Source organism: Terriglobia bacterium (assembly GCA_020072815.1).
Classification (GTDB): domain Bacteria; phylum Acidobacteriota; class Terriglobia; order Terriglobales; family Acidobacteriaceae; genus Angelobacter.
The window spans coordinates 124,765-145,494 of sequence record JAIQGE010000012.1 but is presented as its reverse complement, the minus strand read 5'-3'; the positions used below and the strand labels follow the sequence as shown (position 1 = coordinate 145,494).

Here is a 20,730-nt window from a genome sequence, read left to right as displayed (position 1 = left end):
CGTGGACAAGTATCACCAATAACTAAGAGTTACGTTGTCCAGCCACGCCGAATACGGGTGCTGCGCGAAATCTCCATCCATCTGGAAGGCCACGTTGATTTCTGACGCCGTCACCGGTTTGGCGTTGTAGGTCTGATTGACCAGATGTTTTTGTCCGTCCAGAGTTAAAGCCACGAAAGTGGTTTGATTGCTGTTTCTCTGGAACTCCCAGGTCAAGTGGTGCCAGACACCGGCGGCCGGGACCGGACATGGAACGGCGGTAGCGCGCCACGCGCCGTTGGCGGTGTCCCAAACGTCCCACATGCCGTTACCGCGGAAGTCGCATTGAGTGCCAAAAATGAACTTTGTTGTGCCGTTGGATTGATTCACATCAAACTCCAGCGCCTGCGCAAGTTCGGGAGCGGCGAGATAGAAATCCAAGTCGTACTTGAAATTAGTCGCGCTATTGTTTGCAGCCAGCTGTTTCCACCAAAGCGCGTTGGAATAAGGAGTAGCTCCCCAGATGTTGAACTGCGCTGACTGGCCACTGATGGAAGGAGTCGACTGGTTTTGCAGGAGGGAAAACCCTGCGACAGGCCCGGCGCCATTCGAACCGGCACAAGCAGAGCAGCCTTGCCAGTTGGGCATAGCTTGTATCGACGTGGTTGTGAATGCGCCCGCGGAAGGGGTCGGAGTTGGAATGAGCGGGCTGCTGGCCGTGGCGGGATTTCCTCCGCCGCAAGAGACGAAGGCAAGTATAAGGACGAAAAATGATAAGTAACCGACCGCAATTGGTAGATGCCGCAAAGCGCCTCCTTCAAAACGAGAGATTTGCTCTGGACGAGTGGCTGAAACAATGTACGCGCCATGAGGCGGATTTTAGTTACGTGGAAAGCCTTACATCGGGTAACGAAAGACCGGCTGCGGATTGTCCCAGTCTTTGAATTTGCGGCCAATTGCAATTTCACCGCAAGGGTGGCCAAAGGCACACCCCTGCGATGAACTTTGTTGCGGTGGATCCGGATTTACCAATAGCTGAGGGTCACGTTGTCCAGCCATGCGGAATATGGGTGTTGGGCAAAGTCACCGTCCAACTGGAAGGCAACGTTGATCTCGGTGGCATTCATGGGCTTGGCGTTGTAGGTCTGATTGACAAAAGACTTTTGTCCATCCAGCGTCACAGCAATAAAGATTGTCTGGGTTGCGTTTCGTTGAAATTCCCAAGTCAGGTGGTGCCACACGCCGGCGGCTGGGACCGGACATGGAACAGCCGTGGCACGCCATATGCTGTTTTGGGTATCCCAGATGTCCCACTTGCCGTCACCCCGGATATTGCATTGAGTGCCAAAAATGAACTTTGTAGTGCCATTGGATTGGTTCACGTCAAACTCCAGCGCCTGGGCAAGTTGCGGCGCCGTAAGGTAAAAATCCACGTCATATTTGAAATTGGTGACGGAATTCACTCCGCCGAGTTGTTTCCACCATAGCGCGTCAGCGTAGGGTGTGGTGCCCCAGATGTTGAATTGAGCTGACTTGCCGGTGAGCGCGGGCGCCGCCTGGTTTTGGACAAGAGAGAATCCGGCAACCGGCCCTGTGCCGCCCGGGCCGGCACAAACAGTGCAGTTTTCCCAGCCGGCCATCGCTTGAATTGCGGTCTTTGTGACGACGTTTGCAGGGAGACTCGAATCAACCGTGATGGCCAGCGCCTGTTTGTAAACTGTTCCGGCTGAGTCCCAGGCTTGCACGACCAGAGAATGGGGACCCGCGGCGGCGGTAACAGGCGTATCGAGACTGCTGGCTGGCGTCATGAAAACATTGTTGTTGTCCAGATAGATGGCCATCTGGGTAATGGGCAAGGCAGCTGAAGCGGAGGCAACAACTCGCACGGGAGAAGAAACCGATGAACTGTTGAGTGGCGAGCTGACGCTTAGACCGCCAGCGACCGTCAGGTTTTGCGAAGCCTTGAAGACGGCGCCGCTGGAGTCCCAAGCCTGAATGACCACCAGGTGAGTTCCGTTGGCCAAAGGCACGAGCACATCGAGGGCATTGCTTGAATTTGCGTAAACGCTGACGTTGTCCACGTAGATGCGCATCGCCGTGACCGGCAATGTGGAAGAAGCTGAAGCCACAAAGTGGACCGGCGATCCGGAAACGGACGCAGGCAAAGGAGAATTGACCGTAACCCCAGCCCATGCAGCTGTGGCCAGAGATAAGATTCCCAGTGAGATTCGACCTAGATTTTTTATCAAAACATGAACTCCTATAAAGTCCAAGATTGACCAGACTGGCGCGCCAATATAGCTCCCACAAAGTCACAAGACACGCCGACAAGTCATGAGCGATCAAAAAACAGTACAGCACCCCAAAAGTGAGAGCAGGAACGGTGAAGAAGTCCATCAGCAGCGATGGCTTCGTAATGGTTCTGCGAAAGACCGCAGCGGCTGGCAGGCCCCTGATCTCCTGGAAGAGTTGCTCCGGATGATCAGCGGGTTGCCCCGGGACGAATGGTGTGTGACAAGTGTACTGGGGACGCGCGATTCTCTAGTACGCCAAACGCCTGAGATTATGCGATTAAAGACAACTATGCCTGCCCCTAGTGGTTTCGGCGTGAAACTGTCCCTAAGTGGCCACTTTCAAGGGCATTACGGGTTGCGATGGCAGCTTGCGGCCGAAGAAAAACAATGCACCCCGTCGCTCAATCGGCAAAAGTGTCCCGGATTGCACAGATTGGAGATAAGAAACGCCGATAGAATTAGGGTGGAGCCCGCCGTGGACAGCCAGGGCAGGAGGTATCCAAAATGCCCCCAAAGAAGAAAATCCGCGCGGCATCCCTAAAAAAGCTGCCTAAAGCTGCCACCGGCATCCAGGGTTTCGACGAAATTACCTGGGGCGGGTTGCCGCAAGGCCGCCCCACCCTGATCAGCGGAGGGGCCGGATCTGGAAAGACGCTTTTCGGACTGGAGTTCCTGGTCCGGGGCGCAACCCAATTCCACGAGCCCGGCGTACTCATTTCGTTTGAGGAAACAGCCCAGGACCTGAGCAAGAATGCAGCTTCTCTGGGTTTCGATCTGGACCGGCTGGTTGCGGCCAAGAAGATCTTCGTTGACTACGTTCATATTGAGCGAAGCGAGATTGCGGAAACCGGCGAGTATGATCTTGACGGCCTCTTCATTCGCATTGCCGACGCGGTCAAGCGGGTGGGGGCGCGGCGCGTTGTCCTGGACACCATTGAAGCGCTCTTCGGCGAGTTGCCCAGCCCGAATATCCTGCGTGCCGAAATCCGCCGGCTGTTTCGTTGGCTAAAGGAACAGGGGCTGACCACCGTCATTACCTCTGAGCGCGACCGGGAAGACAAACTGACGCGGCATGGCATCGAGGAGTTTGTCTCTGACTGTGTGATTCTGCTGGACCTGCGCGTCCGGGAAGAGATTGCCACCCGGCGACTGCGCATCGTCAAGTACCGGGGCTCCACGCACGGCACCAATGAGTACCCGTTCCTGATTGATGAACACGGCATTTCAGTTTTCCCCATCTCCTCACTGGGCCTGGACCATTTGGCGACCGCCGAACGAATGTCGAGCGGCTTGGTCCGGTTGGATGGCATGCTGGGCGACAAGGGTTTTTATCGCGGCAGCAGCATTTTGGTGTCCGGCACCTCCGGTACCGGCAAGACCAGCGTTGCGGCACATATGGTGGACGCGGCCTGCCGCCGCGGTGAGCGCTGCTTGTTCTTCGCGTTTGAGGAATCGCCCCGGCAGATCATCCGCAACATGCGTTCGATCGGCGTTGATCTTGATGTGTGGGCGAACAAAGGGCTGCTGGAATTCCATGCGGCGCGTCCCACCTTTGGGGGGATCGAGCAGCACCTGGCAACCACCCACCAGCACATTTCAAGTTTCAAGCCCAGCGTGGTTGTGGTGGACCCTGTGACCAATCTGCTCATGGTCGGCAGCTCGAATGAAGTGCGGTCCATGCTTACCCGGCTCGTGGATTTCCTGAAGACCCAGCGGATTACTTCAGTCTTCACGAGCCTCACAGTTGGAGGCGGCCCCCTGGAAGCCAGCGAGGTAGAGGTCTCCTCTCTGATGGATACCTGGCTTCTTCTGGAAAGCATCAAGGTGGGTGGAGAGAGGAACCGCGTGCTGTGCGTGCTGAAATCGAGGGGCATGGATCATTCCAATCAAATTCGGGAATTCGTGCTCACGGACGACGGCCTGCGATTGCTGGATGTTTACCTGGGACCGGAGGGCGTGCTGACCGGATCCGCGCGGCTGGCGCAAGAAGAACGCGAGAAATCCGTTGCCTCATCCGGGCGGCAGGAACTGGAAAGCCGCCAGCGCGAACTGGAACGCAAGCAGCAGATCTTTGACGCCCGTATGACCATGCTCCGGGCGGAGTTTGAAACGGAGCAGGAGAGACTTCAACAGATCATCGCCGACACAGAATCATCCGAGAAGAAAGTCGTGCTGGACCGCGCCGTGATGGGACGGAGCCGCCAGGCGGACTCTCCACCCGGGGAAAAAAACGGGCACGCCAAACCAGGGCGGAGGCACTGAAATGCGGGTAGCGATAAAAAAGAGACAGACGAAAAGCCTGGCGCGGGGCCGCAAGCAGGACCGGCAAAGCCCGGAGGTCTGGGACCTGCGTCTCTACGTCGCAGGGCAAACTCCCAAGTCGATTCGCGCCTTTGCCAACCTCAAGATGATGTGCGAAGAACGGCTGAAGGGCCGCTATCGAATCAAGGTGGTTGATCTTCTGGAGAATCCGCGACTAGCGCGCGGCGACCAGATCGTTGCCATTCCAACGCTGGTAAGAAAACTTCCTGCGCCGGTCCGGAAGATCATCGGCGACCTCTCCAACACCACCGGGTTGTTAGTGGGCCTGGATTTGCGAAAGTCTGATTGAAGCAGCTCAAGAAGGTCCGCGTGAAGAAGTCTCCGAAAAGAAGCAGCCCGGCAGCGAAGCGGAAGTCCGTGCGTCGTCCCAGCACAACGGCATTTGCCGCGAAGCTGGAGCGGGCCGGCTCCCAGGCTTTCCATCCAAAGTACGTGTTGCGTTTGTACGTAAGTGGGTCCACGGCAAAATCTGCGCGGGCCGTGGAAAACATCAAGCGGATTTGTGAGGAGCGCTTGCCCAACAGGTACGAACTGGAAGTCATTGATATCTACCAACAGCCCCAACTGGCCCGAGGCGAGCAGATTGTGGTGGCGCCAACGCTCATCAAACGGCTCCCTCCCCCCCTGCGCAGGCTTATTGGGGACATGTCAGACCAGGAGCAAGTGCTCATGGGGCTGGCACTGAAGAAGCGAGAGTAGCAGCCGATGGAAGGTGGAAAGAAGTTGGCGAAGAGCAAGAAAAACGGCGCTTCGCAAAAACCCGCAGGGCTGTCGCGCCGGGAGCTGCTCGTACGCTTGCACGAAGCCGAGACCACCCTCCACGCCATTCGTTCCGGCGAAGTGGATGCCATTGTTGTGGAGGGCCCCGGCGGGGAAAAGGTGTTCACGCTCGAAGGGGCCGATCATATCTACCGGGTTTTCGTGGAGCGGATGAACGAGGGCGCCGCCGTCCTAAGCAGTGACCACACCGTGTTGCACTGCAACAACCGGTTTGCCCAGTTGCTGGGCAGCGAACTCCAGAGTGTCATCGGTTCTTCCATGGAGGGCGTGGTTTGGCCCGACGACCTTGCCAGGTTCAACGCCTTACTGCGTTCCGCGGGCCAAAAGCCCTGCCGGGGGGAGATCCATTTGCAGTCGCAGGATGGGGCCCGTTTGCCGGTCCGCCTCTCCTTGAATCCTCTCCGCCAGGGAGGCACGCGAACTGTCTGCATGATCGCCATGGACCTCTCCGAAGTGCACCGCGCGGAGCAGGAACTGCGTACGTCCAACAGGCAATTGCGGGTTCTTGCGGCGCATTTGCTCTCGGTCCGCGAGGAGGAGCGGACCAGGATCGCCCGCGAAATCCACGATGAACTGGGCCAGTCGTTGACTGCGGTCAAAATCGACCTCTCCTGGATTGCGAGCCGCATGTCTTCGCTCGACATCCCGACGCTCAGCAGGATCCGCTCCACTCTGCAACTGGCGGACAACCTCATCAAATCTGTTCGCAAAATCTCCACGGAGCTACGGCCGGGCATTCTGGATATGGGTTTGGCGGCCGCCATGGAATGGCAGGTCCATGACTTTCAGGCCCGAACCGGAATCCAGTCCACACTCATTCTGCTTACCCGGGAGGTCTTTGCACCGGACGTTTCTACCACCGTGTTTCGTATTCTGCAGGAGACTCTGACCAATGTCGCACGGCACGCCGGGGCCACGCGGGTCCAAGTGGTCAAACGGAAACGTCGCGGCCATCTGGTCCTGACAGTCCGCGATAACGGACGGGGCTTCGATCCAGCGGCCGCTTCCGCGTCGAAATCCCTGGGTCTGGTTGGCATGCGGGAACGCGCGGCGATGCTGGGCGGCAAGGTGGAAGTCTCCAGTGCTCCGGGAAAAGGGGCCAGCGTGAACGTCTGGATTCCGCTCCTGTCCGTGAAGAAACGCGGGGCGACGGCATGATGCGAGTCCTCATTGTTGACGACCACGCGATTCTCCGGCGTGGTTTGAAGGACCTGCTCGCCGATGAATTCCACGGGGCCGCGTTTGGCGAAGCCGCCGATGCCCGTCAGGCGATCGAACAGCTTCAGAAAAAGGACTGGGACATGCTACTGCTCGACATAACTCTGCCGGGCAAGAACGGCCTGGACCTTCTCAAGGAAGTGAGGATCGCGTGGCCCAAGCTCCCGATTCTGGTCCTGAGTGTCTACTCTGAAGATCAATTTGCCGTTCGTGTGCTGAAGGCGGGGGCTCAGGGTTACATGACAAAGGAAAGCGCTCCTGAGGAGTTGGTGAATGCGGTCCGCAAGATTCTGGCCGGGGGACGGTACGTAAGTCCCGGGCTGGCCGAAAAACTGGCCCAGACGGTAGGTCACGATTTCACGCGCACCCCGCATGAGACACTTTCCGACCGCGAGTATGAAGTCATGTGCCGCATCGCTGCAGGCAAAACGGTGACGGAAATCTCCGGAGAGCTGTCGCTTAGCGCAAAGACGGTCAGCACCTATCGCACGCGGATCCTGCAAAAACTGGACGTTAAGAACAACGCCGAAATTACCCGATACGCGATCCAAAACAAATTGGTGATCTGAGACCGTTCTCGGGGTTCGCGGTGCGCAGCATCTCGTGCCACGTTCTCGTACCGAAACAGCCTCAGGTGCTCCAAGCTACCTCAGTGCTCCAAAAAAATGCTTCAGTACTCCAAACTACCTCAGTCCTCCAAGCTGCCCCCATTCTAGTTGGCGACGTGAGCCATGGGTCCGAAGGCGACGGGATACATGTACTTCTTCGCACTCGACATAGCGAATAAAAAGAGGTAAAATACTTCACTCAATCAGGGCCGATGGAAGACAAGAAGGCCACTCATTCCGCCGAGGCGGGATGTAAGACGGCCTTTGACAATAAGCCGGCTTTTGGTCTGTGGTCTTTGGCCAGGAGCAACACAGTAAAGCACATATTATCAGTAGGTTAGACGGTAAATTTACTTGCTGGTTAACAGTTGGGTGACCGTTGGGTCGAATGAGATAAGGGCAATAATATACTTGACTGACAGGGGGTAAATTTGCTAAAGTTTCGGTATGAAATCAAGAGAGCCGGAAACGCTTCAGCAAGCAATCGCCCACTTCTCAGAGTACGAAAACTGCCATCGCTTCATGGTAGAGCTTCGCTGGCCCGATGGCAAAGTGAAATGCCCACGGTGCGGCTCTGAGGAAGTCCAATGGCTTCCGAATGCCAAGGTCTTCAAGTGCTACCAGAAGCACGAGAAACAAAAATTCTCACTCAAGGTTGGAACGATCTTTGAAGATTCTCCGATTCCTCTTGAGAAGTGGCTTGTTGCTGTCTGGCTCATGGTCAACTGCAAGAACGGAATCAGCTCTTACGAGATTCACCGCGACCTGGGCGTGACGCAGAAATCGGCATGGTTCATGGCGCATCGCATTCGGCTGGCAATGAAGAATAACTCGCTGATGAAACTCGGCTCTGAGGGTGGCCCGGTCGAAGCAGATGAAACCTTTGTCGGCCCTGACCCGCGCAGGATGCACAAAGACCGCAGAGCGCGGATTCTGTCCATTGCTGGCAATGACCGCGAGAAGAATCACCGCGCACCGGGAAAAACTATTGTTATGGGAATGCTTGACCGGAACATGAGACAGGTTCGGGCGATGGTCATTCCCAACGTAAAACGTGCCACGTTGCAAGAGAAAATCCTTGGGAACATCGAAGCGGGAGCGCACGTCATTACCGATGATTTTCCAACTTACCGCTACGCGCTAGCTGACAAATTCGCGCATGACGTAATCAATCATGTAGAGTCTTACGTGCAAGGGCAGGTTCACACAAACGGGATTGAAAACTTCTGGTCGTTGTTCAAGCGCACTTTGCGCGGGACTTACGTCGCGGTCGAGCCGTTCCATCTTGATCGTTACGCGGATGAGCAAACATTCCGTTTTAACAATCGGGCGACGAAAGACAACCCGCTGAATGACTCAGATCGCTTTACCCTTGCAATGTCTCAGATCGTGGGTAAGCGTTTGACCTATCAAGAACTCACAGGAAAAACCGCAGATGGCCGCAGTCAGGCGTTCTAAGTTTTGGATGCCCGGTCGCGGGAAGCGTGGGAGGCGGGCGAAGTCTTAGCCCGCTTTGATTTCTTGTTTTTCTCTGGCAAAATCGCTGATTTAGGAACGGAAATGATTTGCTTCATTGCGTTGCGGAATCTCGCGTAAGCCTCTGGCCCCTCGTGCATCTCATTTCTTTTGGTGCTGCTCATTGCTTTATCCTAGCACGGTTCAAAAAACAGAAAGGCACAATATGTCAACGCTTAGAAACCCATTCCTTGGGCATGGAAACCTCACGCCATCGTGTGGAGAACTCATCGATGTCATTGCTGCCGATATAGAGTTGCGGCGGCCAAAGGACTGGCGTTCCATCGCTGGGCCACAGTTTGACAGTGGCACCCCGCCAGTGGTTTCCCTCCGCGAGTCCTGGAAACCTCCCGAGGACAGCGGAGAGGTGGGGATTGCTCCATCGCGAAGCAACCACTTGGATACCGAAGTACCCGATAGCGAATGTACCCATGTACATATCGAAACGTTGGATGACTTCCGCTGGCAAGCGCCCTAAATAGCCATTCACTTTCGCGGTTAGCCTGCCGGGAGTGTTAAGAGCAAAAAGCCACATTTGAACGCCGTCTGGCACCTTCAGAGTCTTTGCAAAACCGTAACGATCTGCTTCGCTGAAATAGGGTTGATTCTGATAACCCGTGTAGTTGGCGATCGCTGCCATTTTGAATCCAAAAGCTGCAATTGAAGCAATGCCCCTCGGGAGAAGCGAGATAGCTCCTCCGTATCGAATCATGTCAGTGAGTGTTGGCTTAGCCTCATTGTGCTCAAACGCGCTCATCCATCCGTTGTTGCATTTAGCGCAAGCGACTTTGGCTGTGTAGTTAACCCCGAACGTTGTCCATTCTTTCATTGGGCCATCGGGTGAAGTTCTTCTCCGGTTAGTTGTAGGAGTTGGCGGAATGATTCTGTTAATCCAATCGCCAAAAATATGCTCGCGGGTCAACTTAGTGGAAGGGCAGAATGCGCACTTTCGCATAGCATCAAGTGGAGCATAGAACCGTTTTGTCAGGCAAGTATATTATTGCCGAGATAAGTCCCTTTGTTCGCAACGGAGCAGGGAGGGGGAGGGTGGGGTGTGGGTTTATCAGATGATTGATGGCGATTTAGTTAATGGGTAACGGTCGTCGTTTGTTGGCTCGCGAAGCGCAGCGGAACTGATCCGTCCAGCTCAGCGTTGTAGGACAAACACCTACAAGCCATTCAGGCGCCGTCCTACAAAACAATCATCCTGTACTGATGGCACCCGGCAGAGACGGGATTTACTCTTGAACAGTCGGCGCCATACAGCGCCGGTTGTATCCAAGGGGCGCGTAGCCCCTTTGCAGGCGGAGACTGGCTCTCCGCAGGGAAGCCAGGCTTCCAAGGGAAAATGGGGCAAATATGGTGTTTGCAACGAACCGGTACGCTAAAGAAATAGTGGGATCATGACTGCTGTTAGAGCAATTGGCGCGACGCGTGGGTTCAATCTTGACGGATTTCTGGCAACGATCGGCGAGGGCAAGAGAATCTCGCCTTTTCAGAAGAAACAGGCGATCTTCACACAAGGCGACGAGGCGGACGCTATCTTCTATGTCCAAAAAGGCAAAGTCCGGCTGACCGTGGTATCAACAGGCGGCAAGGAAGCGACCATCGGCATTTTGAATGAAGGGGATTTTTTCGGGGAAGGCGCTCTGGCAGGCCAGGTCATTCGCATGGGATCTGCGATGGCCATGACGGATTGCGAGGTCCTGCAGATTAAGAAGAAGCCAATGATGGCCGCGCTTCATCGCGAACACGACTTATCCGATATGTTCGTTGCGTATTTGCTGGCGCGCAACATACGGTATGAAGAAGACCTGGTTGACCAGTTGTTTAATTCCAGCGAAAAACGGCTGGCCCGTATTCTTCTCTTACTCGCTCACTTCGGCAAAGAAGGAATACCCGAGACCGTGGTCCCCAAGATCAGCCAGGAAACGCTGGCAGAGATGGTCGGCACCACTCGATCGCGCGTATGCTTCTTCATGAACCGGTTTAGAAAACTGGGCTTCATTGACTACGCCAGCGGTGAAGAAGGCGGGTTGCAAGTCCACAGCTCGCTGCTCAACGTGGTTCTCCACGACTAGTTCCCGTGTCGCTGCTATTCGCGATGCATGCAGGTGGAAAGAATCAGGACCGCAACCTGCGGCTTTTACTGGGACGACGTTCCAGCTACCGCCCCGCCCAGACGTTCCTGCTTTTTATATGCGCGATTTCGATCGCGTCCTGAGCAGGTATTCATACTCAATGTGCACTAGTGGGCAGATTCAAGCGCTTCAGGCTGGCTAAGATTCGAGTGTCAACAAAGTTCTAACAAAAAGGAGTACCCCATGCCTCTCAGTCCAAAAGAAAATTGGGATGAAAGCGCTTCGCCAGAGCTGGACATTCAGCAAACCACGGACAAGGCTGCGGTGGAAGAGACAACGTCTGGATTCGAAAATGCGCTGGTTGCGGCATCCAGTGTGCCCCGGTTCGGCTATCGCATTCTGGTGGTGGATGACGAACCGGCCGTGTGCGAGACCACAAAGCTCATTTTAGAACGTGAAGGTTATGAAGTTCTTACCGCGGCAGACGGGCTGAATGGCTTAGAGGCCCTCAGCAAGTCGTTGCCCGATTTGATTATTTCTGATCTGAATATGCCGCGCATGAGTGGATTCGAATTTCTGGCGATCGTACGGACGCGGTTTCCTCACATCGCAACCATAGCGATGAGTGCAGCATATTCACCCGGGAAAGTTGGGAGCCTGTCCGACGCATTCCTGTCCAAAGGGCAATTCACAGTCAAAGAGCTTTTCCAGCAGGTCAAGAGGCTTCTGGCGGCTTCGCCTATCAGGTCCCAAAGAGAGAAAAGGGACATTGCTCCACTCTACGTGCCGCGAGACAGCGCAGGATACCTGATACTCACCTGCCCCAGATGCTTGCGTCCCAACAAGCTTGCGGCGATGAGCTTGGATGGCGGAATCCACCAAACTACTTGCCAGTCCTGCCGCATGCCCGTGAAATTTGAAATCAATCACGAAGTCGAGCCGTTGATGAAACGCGAGTCGCTCGAGTAGTCACTTCTCCAGTCCACATCCCAGACAACTTGTTGCCGTATTCAGACCCGCCTGGGGCCTTTGGTGGCCACCAGCACCGCCAATATCGTGGCGGTGTTGCGAAGGCTTCTGGCGATGGCTACGAGCGCTTCTGAGACCGGCGGATGCAGCTCCGCCAGGTCTTCAAGGCGCGTGCTGGCGCCATGGATCTGCTCAATTTCAGTCAGGATCGCGTCAAAAGGCATGGATACACCGCTCTTCGAAAGCAACCTAAGATGAGGAAAAACTTCAGATGGACTGGCTTAGGTCAGAAGACCTGAAAGAGGGGAAGGTGGTAACCACCTCAATTCAAACATAACACACCCTGCGGATGTCGGGGGTCCAAATCCGACTTTGGTTCTGTAAACGCATCGCGCAGCCGCCTTCGAGTGCTTCGGCGTTCTGCGGCCAGAGGCCCATTGTGTCAAGCGCAGGTGTTGGGAAATGGTCCAATTTCACGCCGCACACGGATCCGATTGTCACTCGCTGCAAGGCGCGCACACCGGACCTGAACAACTGGGTACTAAGGTTCGAGACAATGCCCCTGGTCAATCAGACGAAGAAGTAGATTGCCGACTAACGAGCCGTCGCACTGGCTTCAGCGCGAATCTCAATCAGAATTCCGTGCAGTTTAACGGCGCCACGGCCGCGATAATCTCAGCCTCATCCAACCAACTGGTAGTAACAGTTCCGAATGGAGCCACTACCGGGCCCATCTCTGTGACATCGCCAGCGGGTTCAGCCACCACCGCGTCCAACTTCACCGTGGTTGCTCCGGCCGGACCGCCGGCGATATCTGGCTTTGCGCCTGTCATTGCCATGCCCGGCACAGCCGTGACAATTAATGGAACAAATTTCGATCCGAATCTCCTGAACGACCGGATCAGAGTTAACGTGTCAGCGGCCCTCCCCGCGTCGGCTACGCCAACCTCTATAGCCACAACAGCTCCGCCTGTGTTCACCTCAGGCCGGGTAACGGTTGTGACTCCAGCAGGAATAGCGGTTAGCAGCCAGGATTTGTTCGTTCCGTTTCTGGCTCACGTCATAACGGACGTCGCGTATACGGGCCGCAGTGCCTTCGGCTCGAACCAGACCGTAGCGCTCCCGGCTGGCAAGATCGGGCTGTTGCTCTTCGACGCCACCGCCGGACAGCGCGTCAGTCTCAACCTGACCAGCTCAACCTACCCGACGTCATGTTCTCTCTATCTCTTCGCGCCAGACGGATCGCAAATGCTGCGTTGGTCGTTGGCGACGTTGGCGATCCCCTACCCCTCCCCGGTCATCCCCGGAAAATAAGGACTTAACTCAAGTCATCCCCGGCGATGATTTTTCCCATCACGCGATCATAATCCGATCACCGATCTTGAGGGGAGTACCCCTCCCCCCCGGTTTCACCCAATTTCACCCAACCTCACCCAATGTCACCCAAGAATCGGCTGAGGGTTACCACTTTTTGCCACTTGCAGAATTTCATAGATCCTTTACAGTCTGCCCTAGGGTAGAAAAAGCCAATTGCGTCTTTAGTTTACCATTTATTCGCCTATATATCCACAGCGAAAAAGGACAACGCCAAGGTCATGTTTTGCCACTCCCTAAAAACACCTTGACAACGTCTAGTTCGCGCATTAAGGTTCGCGTGCTTCACCTTGCTGGCTCACCCCCACGATGCCCGCGGACACCGCAACCCTACCGTCATGGTCGTGGCCGGGCCCAAGATAGTCCTCGCGATCACCAACACGGTAGTCGGCAGCCAAAGTTACAACTAGGTGATTCCCGTTCTGTCGTTGCCCGGTCGCAATGGCCTGGACTTGAATCTCAATCTTTATTACAACAGCCGCATTTGGGACGTCGACACCGCCGGCGGAACTATCACCTTCAATGCAGACCGCGACTTTCCTAGTTACGGTTTCAGACTGGATTTCGGATATATCGAGCATATTTACACGGCTGGTGCTTGGATTCTCACAGAGGGCGACGGGACCAAACGTCCGCTGCCGTCCATGGACGGCAGTTACATCGTTTTCAACGATGTCTCCAATGTCTCGACCTATAAGAACGGAACAACCGTCCAATATGAAGTGTTCCCCAGTCAGGTCGGTCAGCAACATCCCGCTCTCTTTCGCCCCATCAAGATCAAAGACACCAACGGCAACTTTATTTCAATACAGTATTTATCTGGGCACGACCAGTTCATCCAGTATGTCACTGACACTTTGGGCCGCGTTGTGACGTTCAACTATGACCCAAACACCAATCAGCTGTTGAGCATCAGTCAAAACGTGCAGGGTGGCGTTCATACTTATGTGAATTTTACTTGGACGTCCAACAGTCTGTACGCGCCTAATCAGCTGTGGTACGGCTTTTCCGGTCTTACCGTGAATGGCGCTCCCTCCAACGATCAGGTCAAGGTCCTGACAGGTTGCACTTACGCCAACGGCGCAGGATACAGGTTTAACTACGGCGACTGGGCCATCATCAACAAGATTGAGACCCTCAGCGCCAGCGGGGCCACGCGCAGTTATGTCAGCTACAACTTTCCGTTGCGCAGTCAAGGCGTACTCACCGATGCGCCTCCTTACACCCAGCAAACCGTGTCCCCGGACGGCACCGCTAATAACCTGTCAGCCTGGACTTATACTCCCACCAAAACAGGGACCGGCGTGGTCACCAGCATGACGGTCGCCGATCCTTTGGGCAACAGTTCCATTGTCAACCTTGATCAGTCTACTGGCTTGGTCTCTTCCGTACAGATCAAGGAGGGCGCGAACACGCTTCGCACTCTGAATTACACCTGGCTGCCTTTGCCTGTCGGCAACGTGGTGGCCAGCCTCACCACCGTGCTCAATGACACCGGGCAGCAGTCTTCGGTCTCATACAGCTATGATTCTTTCGGAAGCGTCAGTGACGTTTACCAATATGATTTCGATGGACTACTGAAGCGCCACACGGTTACCACTTACTCCACGGCAACCCATTCATGCTCCGCAACATGGACAATCTGCCCGCGCAAATCCTGGTCAAAGACGGCAACGGCAACATCGTGGCCCGCACAGATTTTGCTTATGACGCCACCGATCTCACCTCCATCACTGGCGTCAGCAATCACGATGACACCAACTATGGCTCGGGCATGACCACGCGTGGCAACGTCACCTCAATCACGCGCTACTCCAACGCGGCGGCTGGCACGGGCGCGGTCACGCGCAACTTCACATATGACTCGCTGGGCAACCTCCTGACGGCCCAATTGGATTGCTGCAATCAGGAATCAGTTCACTACGTCGTCGGCAACCAATACAGCTATCCCGACACCGTCACGCGCGGCCCCGCCGGCGGGCCGCAGTTCGCCACCAGCGCCACTTACAATTTCGATTACGGCCTGGTAACAAGCTCCACCGACGAAAACAGCCAAACCACGCAGTATCAGTATGACAACATGATGCGGCTGATCGGGACCACCCTGCCGCCCCAGAACGGCGTCGCCGTACAGCTCAATACCGTTTTTGATGACGCCGCGCAGGTACCCACGGTCACCAATTCCACCGCCAACAGCGGCAATACGGGCATCAGTGTGGCCACTCTTGATGGCCTGGGCCACGTCATGCAAGTGGACAACAAAGACGGCACCACGCTCATCAGCACCGTCAAGAACGTCTATGACCAGATCTGGCGGCGCACCCAGGTTTCCAACCCATTTACCACCGGGAACCCGCTCTACACCACGTTCATCTATGACGGCCTCAGTCGCATCAAGCAAGTGACTCCGCCCAGTGCCGGATTCACGCAGTACCAGTATTCCGGCAACTCCGTCCTGGTCACCGATCCTGCGGGCAAACAGCGAAAGAACTTCAGTGACGCTTTAGGCCGCCTGATTGAGGTGGATGAACCCGGATGGGGTGATGCTCTGACCAGCCACGGTTCCGTCATCATTGATGGATTTGAGGGCTCGACCTGCCTGTTGGTGGATGGCTGCGACTTCCCCTGGCAGTACGTTTACGATACCGGCACGGTGAGCATCACGGTTAATTCGTCCACGAAATCGGCCAGCTATTTCAGCTCCAGTACCCCTTCCAGCATCGCCGTAGACTTGGCCAACGCTATCAACGCTGATTCCGCTTACCCTGTAACCGCCAGCATCACCGGAGCCACCGTCTATCTCACCTCCCGGCAAGGCGGTACCAGCGCCAATTACTCGCTTTCGGCTTCTTCGTCCACCAACGATCCCGGCGACTTCGGCTCGGCGTCATTCAACGGTACCCGCTCCGGGCCCAATCTCACCGGCGGCCAGGACGCCGTGTCCCCGGGTACTCCCAGCATCAGCCGCCCGCTCATGACCACCTACGGCTATGACGCCCTGGACCACCTGCTGTCGGTCTCTCAGGCAGCCATGCAACTCCTGAATGGCAATCCTGTTTCCGGGCAGCCCCGCGGCTACAGCTATGACAGCCTGGGCCGTCTCACAAGCACGACGACTCCGGAGTCTGGGACCGTGAGCACCTACTACACCACGTCAGGCGGGGCCAACTGCGCTGGGGACCCCTCGCGGCCTTGCCGCGTTCAGGACGCGCGCAACATTTGGAAAACCTTCACCTATGACGGCATCAACCGCCCCTCGGGCGTCTCCTACAGTGACGGGACTCCGAGTGTGACCTACACTTATGACAACGGGTCTTTTGCCCTGGACCGTCTCACCAAGATCACTGAAGGTGCAAACTCGCAGACGTTTACTTACGACAATTTCGGCCGCATCACGCAAGTGGACAACCTCATTGACACCACCCATTACCTGATCGGGTATGCGTACAACAAGCTCAGTCAGCCCACGTCCATTACTTATCCCAGCGGCCGCGTCGTCGCGCAGAGCTTTGACAGTGTCGGCCGTTTGTGTGCCATAGGCGCTGCCGGCAGCACTTGTACCGCGGGAACCAGTTACTTGAACGGGCTCAGCTACAACGCCGCCGGTGAGGCCCTGGGTTTCACGCTGGGCAACAACGTGCAAAGCCAATTTACGTACAATGACCACTTGCAGCTTGCTTCGCTCCGCTATTTCAAGTCCGGCAGCCCGGACATTTTGAACCTCGGCTACGACTACACTTCAACCGCAGTTCCCGGCAACAACGGCCAGATCCAGGCCGTGCATTTTTACACTGCACCCGGTACTGAAGACGCCACCAAGTCCGAATACTTCACTTACGACGCGTGGTCGCGCCTCAAGGCCGCCAACACCGGCACCGTGAGCGCCAGCGTTCCCGGAACGTGGAGCCTCACTTGGGGGTATGATCGTTTGGGCAACCGCCTCACCCAGGCTTTTGTTGGGGGCAACCTGCCGGGCGGCATCGGCCAGCCCAATTTATCCATTGATACGGCCACCAACCGTATCCAGACCAGCCCCTACGTTTTTGATAACGCTGGCAACATGACGCACGACGCGACAGCTGCATACTCCTTCGACGGCGCCAACCGCATGACCAGCGCCAACAGCGGCGCTGCGACCTACACATATTTCGGCCCCTTGCGCATCAAGAAGGCAGTCGGCGGGACCACCACAACGTACGTCTATTCCGGCGTCAAGCCCATTGCCGAGTACGTTGGCGCCAGCCTCAGCAAAGAGTACATTTACTCGGGCGGACGGCTTCTGGCCACCATTGCCGGCAGCACCACCACGTATCACCATCCTGACCATCTCTCCAACCGAGCAGAGACCGATGCGACCGGAAACATTGTCCGTTCTTTCAACCATTTCCCTTATGGCGAAACTTGGTACGAGCCCACGGGGACAGACAAGGACAAGTTCACCAGCTATGAGCGCGATTCAGCCACCGGCGAGACCGGCCTTGACTACGCGATGTTCCGAGGCTATTCATCTGGGCTGGCCAGATTCATGAGCGCTGATCTCCTGAGTGGGCGGTTGGATGCTCCGCAATCTCTGAACCGGTACGGCTATACCGGTAACGATCCGATTAACTGGATAGATCCGCTGGGGCTGGAAACCGTGTATTTTATGCTAGGGAACTGTGTCTATTCGTACGAATCGACGAGTTCGGTAGGATCAGACGGCAAGACAACGGTTACCGCTGGTCCCAACCACCTGGAAAACTGCTCACCAGGAAGCACTCCCGGTAGCACCCCCGGCGAGAACCCACCCGGGGTCGGGGGCGCCACGGGATCTCCCCATCCGCCGCTTCAGGACAGTCCTAGTGGCCCCGGCGGCGGAAACCCAAAGGGTAAGCAAAAGTCGGCGCCACGGCAAAAGTGCGAACAAGATGCACAGCAGAAACACGCCAATGCGCGAGCAAAAGTACCGGTGATTGCCCTCAACGGAGCTGCAATCGCCATGTGGGTGGGAATCGGACTTGCGGCAGGTGGTGGCTGTGCAATCGGAGCTACTGGAGGTGGGGTCGTGGGCGGGATCATATTGAACGCACCTGGGGCAGGCCTAGGGGCGGTAGGAGGATGCATCGACGGGGCCGCTCTTGCAGTCACAGCAGCGGCTCCCGAGATCATTCTGACGATGACTCTAGTTGGCGGAATCACCTATGTGGTGGAAAGGCACGACGCCGAGTTAGAGTTTCGAGACGACTTGGCAGTTTGTGCCCAGATTCCGTAAGGAAACAAAACATGCGAAGTACAACCAGATTGGAAATATGGCAAGCAACACGGGCGGCGGTACGAACAATGATACATCAGACGCGCCTCCCCCGGATCGCGGCACTGATATTGCTGATCCCGATATGGGTGGTGTTGAGTAGGTACGAACCATTTCGGTCTCACATGTGGATGGCCTTCCTTGGTTCTGTGGTGTCGGGAATTATCGCTGGGATCTTCATCTATTGGTATTGGAGTAGCCGCAAAAAACGCGGCAGCCCGGCAGCATGAACGAGCTTCCGAGACCGGCCTCATTGCAAGGACCGGGCGGGTGGCCCACCCTTCCCCCGATTCTTTCTCTGTCTCTCACCATACTCGTGGGTGCCCCATCCTTTCGCGGAAGTTGGCTGTTGGTTTTTCAGCTTCGGCGAAAGGGCGGGATATTAAGTCTGGCGGTATTGGCCAGCCCAATTTGTCCATTGATGCGGCCACCAACCGTATCCAGACCAGCCCCTACGTGTTTGACAACGCTGGCAACATGACTCACGACGCAACGGCAGCCTACACTTTTGACGGTGCCAATCGGATGACTAGCGCCAACAGCGGCGCCGCGACGTATACTTATTTCGGCCCCTTGCGCATCAAGAAGGCCGTCGGCGGGGTCACAACAACGTACGTCTATTCCGGCGCCAAACCCATTGCCGAGTATGTGGGCACGACCATCAGCAAAGAGTACATTTATGTCGGCGGACAACTCCTGGCGACCATTGTCGGCAGCAGCATCACGTATCACCACCCTGATCATCTCTCCAACCGCGCCGAGACCGATGCGACCGGAAACATTGTCCGTTTTTTCGGCCATTTCCCTTACGGCGAAACCTGGTACGAGCCCACGGGGACAGACAAAGACAAGTTCACCAGCTACGAGCGCGATTTGGGCGCCGGCGAGACCGGCCTTGACTACACGATGTTTCGAGGGTATTCATCTGGGTTGGCCCGGTTCATGAGCGCCGATCTCCTAGGCGGGCATCTGGGTACGCCACAGTCGCTCAACCGCTACTCGTATGCCTTAAATGATCCGATCAACCTAGTTGACCCGACGGGTCTGGATGGGGATCACGAAGATGCTCACTTTACTGGATCCGGCTGCATGTATACCACTGACGGAGTGCTTATTGAGTGTTGGGGCATGGATCAGGAGGGCAACCTCAGTTTTCAGGATTGGGGAGATCCTGGGATATCCAGTGTAAGCGCCCCTCCTTCAGGCGGCGGCATTCCTGCGGACCCATGCGGCGGCGGGCCTTGCGGCGATAGCAGCAACTCCGGCGGAGGTGACGTCAAAGGTGCCAATAAGCAGATAGTATGCGTTGATAAGAACGTACTTAGTTGGATCGAAAAGGCACAGTTGGATGCCGCCGAAACTTATGCAAAGCTCACAGGATGGACTTTCGGTTTTGGAGCAGGGTTGGACGCCGCGGGCGGCATAGGACCCGGCAAGCTGAATTTCGGAGTTGGGGGTTCCGCATCGACCGTCATCGTAGCTGATCAGACAGGCAATAGCGGAATACTCAACTCATGGTCAATCGGGGGTGCTGGTTTTAAGGGTTCGAGCGGCTCCCGTTGGGGAGCCGGTGGTGCCCTCGGCCTGACGGTGCTAACCTCGCCTAATCCGATTGATGATATTAGCGGTCCGAGTTTCAGTATAAGTGCGGCAGGAGGGGCTGTTCTCGGTGCTGGCGGGACCATTACAAGTAGCGGGGCAATCACGGGGACCTTTGGCCTCGGTGCTGGTGCTGAAGTGGGTATTGGTGGTCAAATCGGTCCTAGCATCTTCATACCCTTCTGCAAGAAATGAGGTTTCAAATGGGCTCCAGGCTCGAACAGCGCGCATATCAGCGAGCGGTTAGGTCATATCATGCTTTGCCTGCATTTACCGTGGTCCTTTTGGTTGCGCTGTACATTACTGCGTTTTATCTGACAGGAAATACGGTTCTATCCGGGGTTGTAGCAGGGATCCCTTCGCTCTTCTTGCTGTGGCGCTGGATTGTTGTGGCTCGACAGATAGATGAACGAGTATGCCCGCAGTGTGGGCAGTCGTTCAAGAAAGCAATACCTTGGATCTATCCTCCTAAGATTTGCAGGCATTGCGGCAAGTCAATCTTTGAGGACAAGTGAAAAACAAGGGATGGGTGTTCTATAAAAGGGAATGGCGGGTGGTCCACCCTTCCCCCGATTCTTTCTCTGTCTCTCACCATACTCGTGGGTGCCCCATCCTTTCGCCGAAGTTGGCTGTTGGTTTTTCAGCTTCGGCGAAAGGGTGGGATATAAAGTCAAGTCGTGTCCAGAGCGATGTTCTGCAGA

The 20,730-nt window shown here is 55.9% G+C and carries 17 protein-coding genes; 11 read left to right on the top strand and 6 right to left on the bottom strand.

Annotated elements, in window-relative coordinates; genetic code table 11:
• Nucleotides 1-12: 12 nt before the first annotated feature.
• A complete protein-coding gene (locus LAO20_15900) occupies nt 13-627 on the bottom strand; it encodes a hypothetical protein (GenBank protein MBZ5532912.1) in 615 nt (204 codons plus the stop codon).
• 377 nt (nt 628-1,004) lie between these two features.
• Nucleotides 1,005-2,144, bottom strand: a complete 1,140-nt coding sequence (locus tag LAO20_15895; protein MBZ5532911.1) for a hypothetical protein — start codon at nt 2,142-2,144, stop codon at nt 1,005-1,007.
• Nucleotides 2,145-2,777: 633 nt separating this feature from the next.
• On the opposite strand from LAO20_15895, the gene kaiC reads away from it, so the two are divergent.
• The 6 genes from kaiC (at nt 2,778) to LAO20_15865 (ending at nt 8,659) form a co-directional block, all read left to right on the top strand.
• A complete protein-coding gene (kaiC, locus tag LAO20_15890) occupies nt 2,778-4,535 on the top strand; it encodes a circadian clock protein KaiC (protein ID MBZ5532910.1) in 1,758 nt (585 codons plus the stop codon).
• A gap of 1 nt (nt 4,536) precedes the next feature.
• Nucleotides 4,537-4,884, top strand: a complete 348-nt coding sequence (locus LAO20_15885) for a circadian clock KaiB family protein (protein MBZ5532909.1) — start codon at nt 4,537-4,539, stop codon at nt 4,882-4,884.
• 68 nt (nt 4,885-4,952) lie between these two features.
• Entirely contained in the window at nt 4,953-5,294 is a 342-nt protein-coding gene (locus tag LAO20_15880; protein ID MBZ5532908.1) for a circadian clock KaiB family protein, read from the top strand.
• A 24-nt stretch (nt 5,295-5,318) separates the two neighbouring features.
• Nucleotides 5,319-6,533: a PAS domain S-box protein gene (locus LAO20_15875; GenBank protein ID MBZ5532907.1), complete on the top strand. Its 1,215-nt coding sequence runs from the start codon at nt 5,319-5,321 to the stop codon at nt 6,531-6,533.
• Nucleotides 6,530-7,162 carry a response regulator transcription factor gene (locus tag LAO20_15870; protein MBZ5532906.1) on the top strand — a complete coding sequence of 211 codons (633 nt, stop codon included), beginning with the start codon at nt 6,530-6,532 and terminating at the stop codon, nt 7,160-7,162. The genes LAO20_15875 and LAO20_15870 overlap by 4 nt, the downstream gene beginning before the upstream one ends.
• 486 nt (nt 7,163-7,648) lie before the next feature.
• A complete protein-coding gene (locus tag LAO20_15865; protein ID MBZ5532905.1) occupies nt 7,649-8,659 on the top strand; it encodes an IS1595 family transposase in 1,011 nt (336 codons plus the stop codon).
• On the opposite strand, the gene LAO20_15860 is transcribed toward LAO20_15865, so the two are convergent.
• The gene (locus LAO20_15860; GenBank protein MBZ5532904.1) at nt 8,656-8,841 is read right to left on the bottom strand and encodes a hypothetical protein; all 186 of its coding nucleotides are present in this window, start codon (nt 8,839-8,841) and stop codon (nt 8,656-8,658) included. The genes LAO20_15865 and LAO20_15860 overlap by 4 nt on opposite strands.
• A gap of 44 nt (nt 8,842-8,885) precedes the next feature.
• Nucleotides 8,886-9,545 (bottom strand): hypothetical protein, encoded by a 660-nt coding sequence (locus LAO20_15855; protein MBZ5532903.1) that lies wholly within the window; start codon nt 9,543-9,545, stop codon nt 8,886-8,888.
• 574 nt (nt 9,546-10,119) lie between these two features.
• Between LAO20_15855 and LAO20_15850 the strand changes: the two genes are divergently transcribed.
• Complete coding sequence (locus tag LAO20_15850; protein MBZ5532902.1) at nt 10,120-10,797, top strand: Crp/Fnr family transcriptional regulator; 678 nt, start codon at nt 10,120-10,122, stop codon at nt 10,795-10,797.
• A gap of 243 nt (nt 10,798-11,040) precedes the next feature.
• The gene (locus LAO20_15845; protein ID MBZ5532901.1) at nt 11,041-11,766 is read left to right on the top strand and encodes a response regulator; all 726 of its coding nucleotides are present in this window, start codon (nt 11,041-11,043) and stop codon (nt 11,764-11,766) included.
• A gap of 41 nt (nt 11,767-11,807) precedes the next feature.
• Here the strand turns inward: LAO20_15845 and LAO20_15840 are convergent, their stop codons facing one another.
• Both LAO20_15840 and LAO20_15835 read right to left on the bottom strand, forming a co-directional pair.
• A complete protein-coding gene (locus LAO20_15840; protein ID MBZ5532900.1) occupies nt 11,808-11,990 on the bottom strand; it encodes a hypothetical protein in 183 nt (60 codons plus the stop codon).
• Between the two features lie 408 nt (nt 11,991-12,398).
• Complete coding sequence (locus LAO20_15835) at nt 12,399-12,605, bottom strand: hypothetical protein (protein MBZ5532899.1); 207 nt, start codon at nt 12,603-12,605, stop codon at nt 12,399-12,401.
• Between LAO20_15835 and LAO20_15830 the strand changes: the two genes are divergently transcribed.
• The 3 genes from LAO20_15830 (at nt 12,604) to LAO20_15820 (ending at nt 20,224) form a co-directional block, all read left to right on the top strand.
• Nucleotides 12,604-13,080: an IPT/TIG domain-containing protein gene (locus tag LAO20_15830; protein ID MBZ5532898.1), complete on the top strand. Its 477-nt coding sequence runs from the start codon at nt 12,604-12,606 to the stop codon at nt 13,078-13,080. The two genes, LAO20_15835 and LAO20_15830, sit on opposite strands and share 2 nt — an antisense overlap.
• Before the next feature lie 1,681 nt (nt 13,081-14,761).
• The gene (locus LAO20_15825; GenBank protein MBZ5532897.1) at nt 14,762-18,391 is read left to right on the top strand and encodes a hypothetical protein; all 3,630 of its coding nucleotides are present in this window, start codon (nt 14,762-14,764) and stop codon (nt 18,389-18,391) included.
• 381 nt (nt 18,392-18,772) lie between these two features.
• Nucleotides 18,773-20,224: an RHS repeat-associated core domain-containing protein gene (locus LAO20_15820; protein ID MBZ5532896.1), complete on the top strand. Its 1,452-nt coding sequence runs from the start codon at nt 18,773-18,775 to the stop codon at nt 20,222-20,224.
• The last annotated feature ends 506 nt before the right edge of the window (nt 20,225-20,730 follow it).

Coding starts and splice junctions, on each gene's coding strand:
- LAO20_15900 (MBZ5532912.1), bottom strand. CDS start 627: ATGCCCAACTGGCAAGGCTGCTCTGCTTGTGCCGGTTCGAATGGCGCC.
- kaiC (MBZ5532910.1), top strand. CDS start 2,778: ATGCCCCCAAAGAAGAAAATCCGCGCGGCATCCCTAAAAAAGCTGCCT.
- LAO20_15885 (MBZ5532909.1), top strand. CDS start 4,537: ATGCGGGTAGCGATAAAAAAGAGACAGACGAAAAGCCTGGCGCGGGGC.
- LAO20_15870 (MBZ5532906.1), top strand. CDS start 6,530: ATGATGCGAGTCCTCATTGTTGACGACCACGCGATTCTCCGGCGTGGT.
- LAO20_15865 (MBZ5532905.1), top strand. CDS start 7,649: ATGAAATCAAGAGAGCCGGAAACGCTTCAGCAAGCAATCGCCCACTTC.
- LAO20_15860 (MBZ5532904.1), bottom strand. CDS start 8,841: ATGAGCAGCACCAAAAGAAATGAGATGCACGAGGGGCCAGAGGCTTAC.
- LAO20_15855 (MBZ5532903.1), bottom strand. CDS start 9,545: ATGAAAGAATGGACAACGTTCGGGGTTAACTACACAGCCAAAGTCGCT.
- LAO20_15850 (MBZ5532902.1), top strand. CDS start 10,120: ATGACTGCTGTTAGAGCAATTGGCGCGACGCGTGGGTTCAATCTTGAC.
- LAO20_15845 (MBZ5532901.1), top strand. CDS start 11,041: ATGCCTCTCAGTCCAAAAGAAAATTGGGATGAAAGCGCTTCGCCAGAG.
- LAO20_15840 (MBZ5532900.1), bottom strand. CDS start 11,990: ATGCCTTTTGACGCGATCCTGACTGAAATTGAGCAGATCCATGGCGCC.
- LAO20_15830 (MBZ5532898.1), top strand. CDS start 12,604: ATGCCCGGCACAGCCGTGACAATTAATGGAACAAATTTCGATCCGAAT.
- LAO20_15835 (MBZ5532899.1), bottom strand. CDS start 12,605: ATGGCAATGACAGGCGCAAAGCCAGATATCGCCGGCGGTCCGGCCGGA.
- LAO20_15825 (MBZ5532897.1), top strand. CDS start 14,762: ATGCTCCGCAACATGGACAATCTGCCCGCGCAAATCCTGGTCAAAGAC.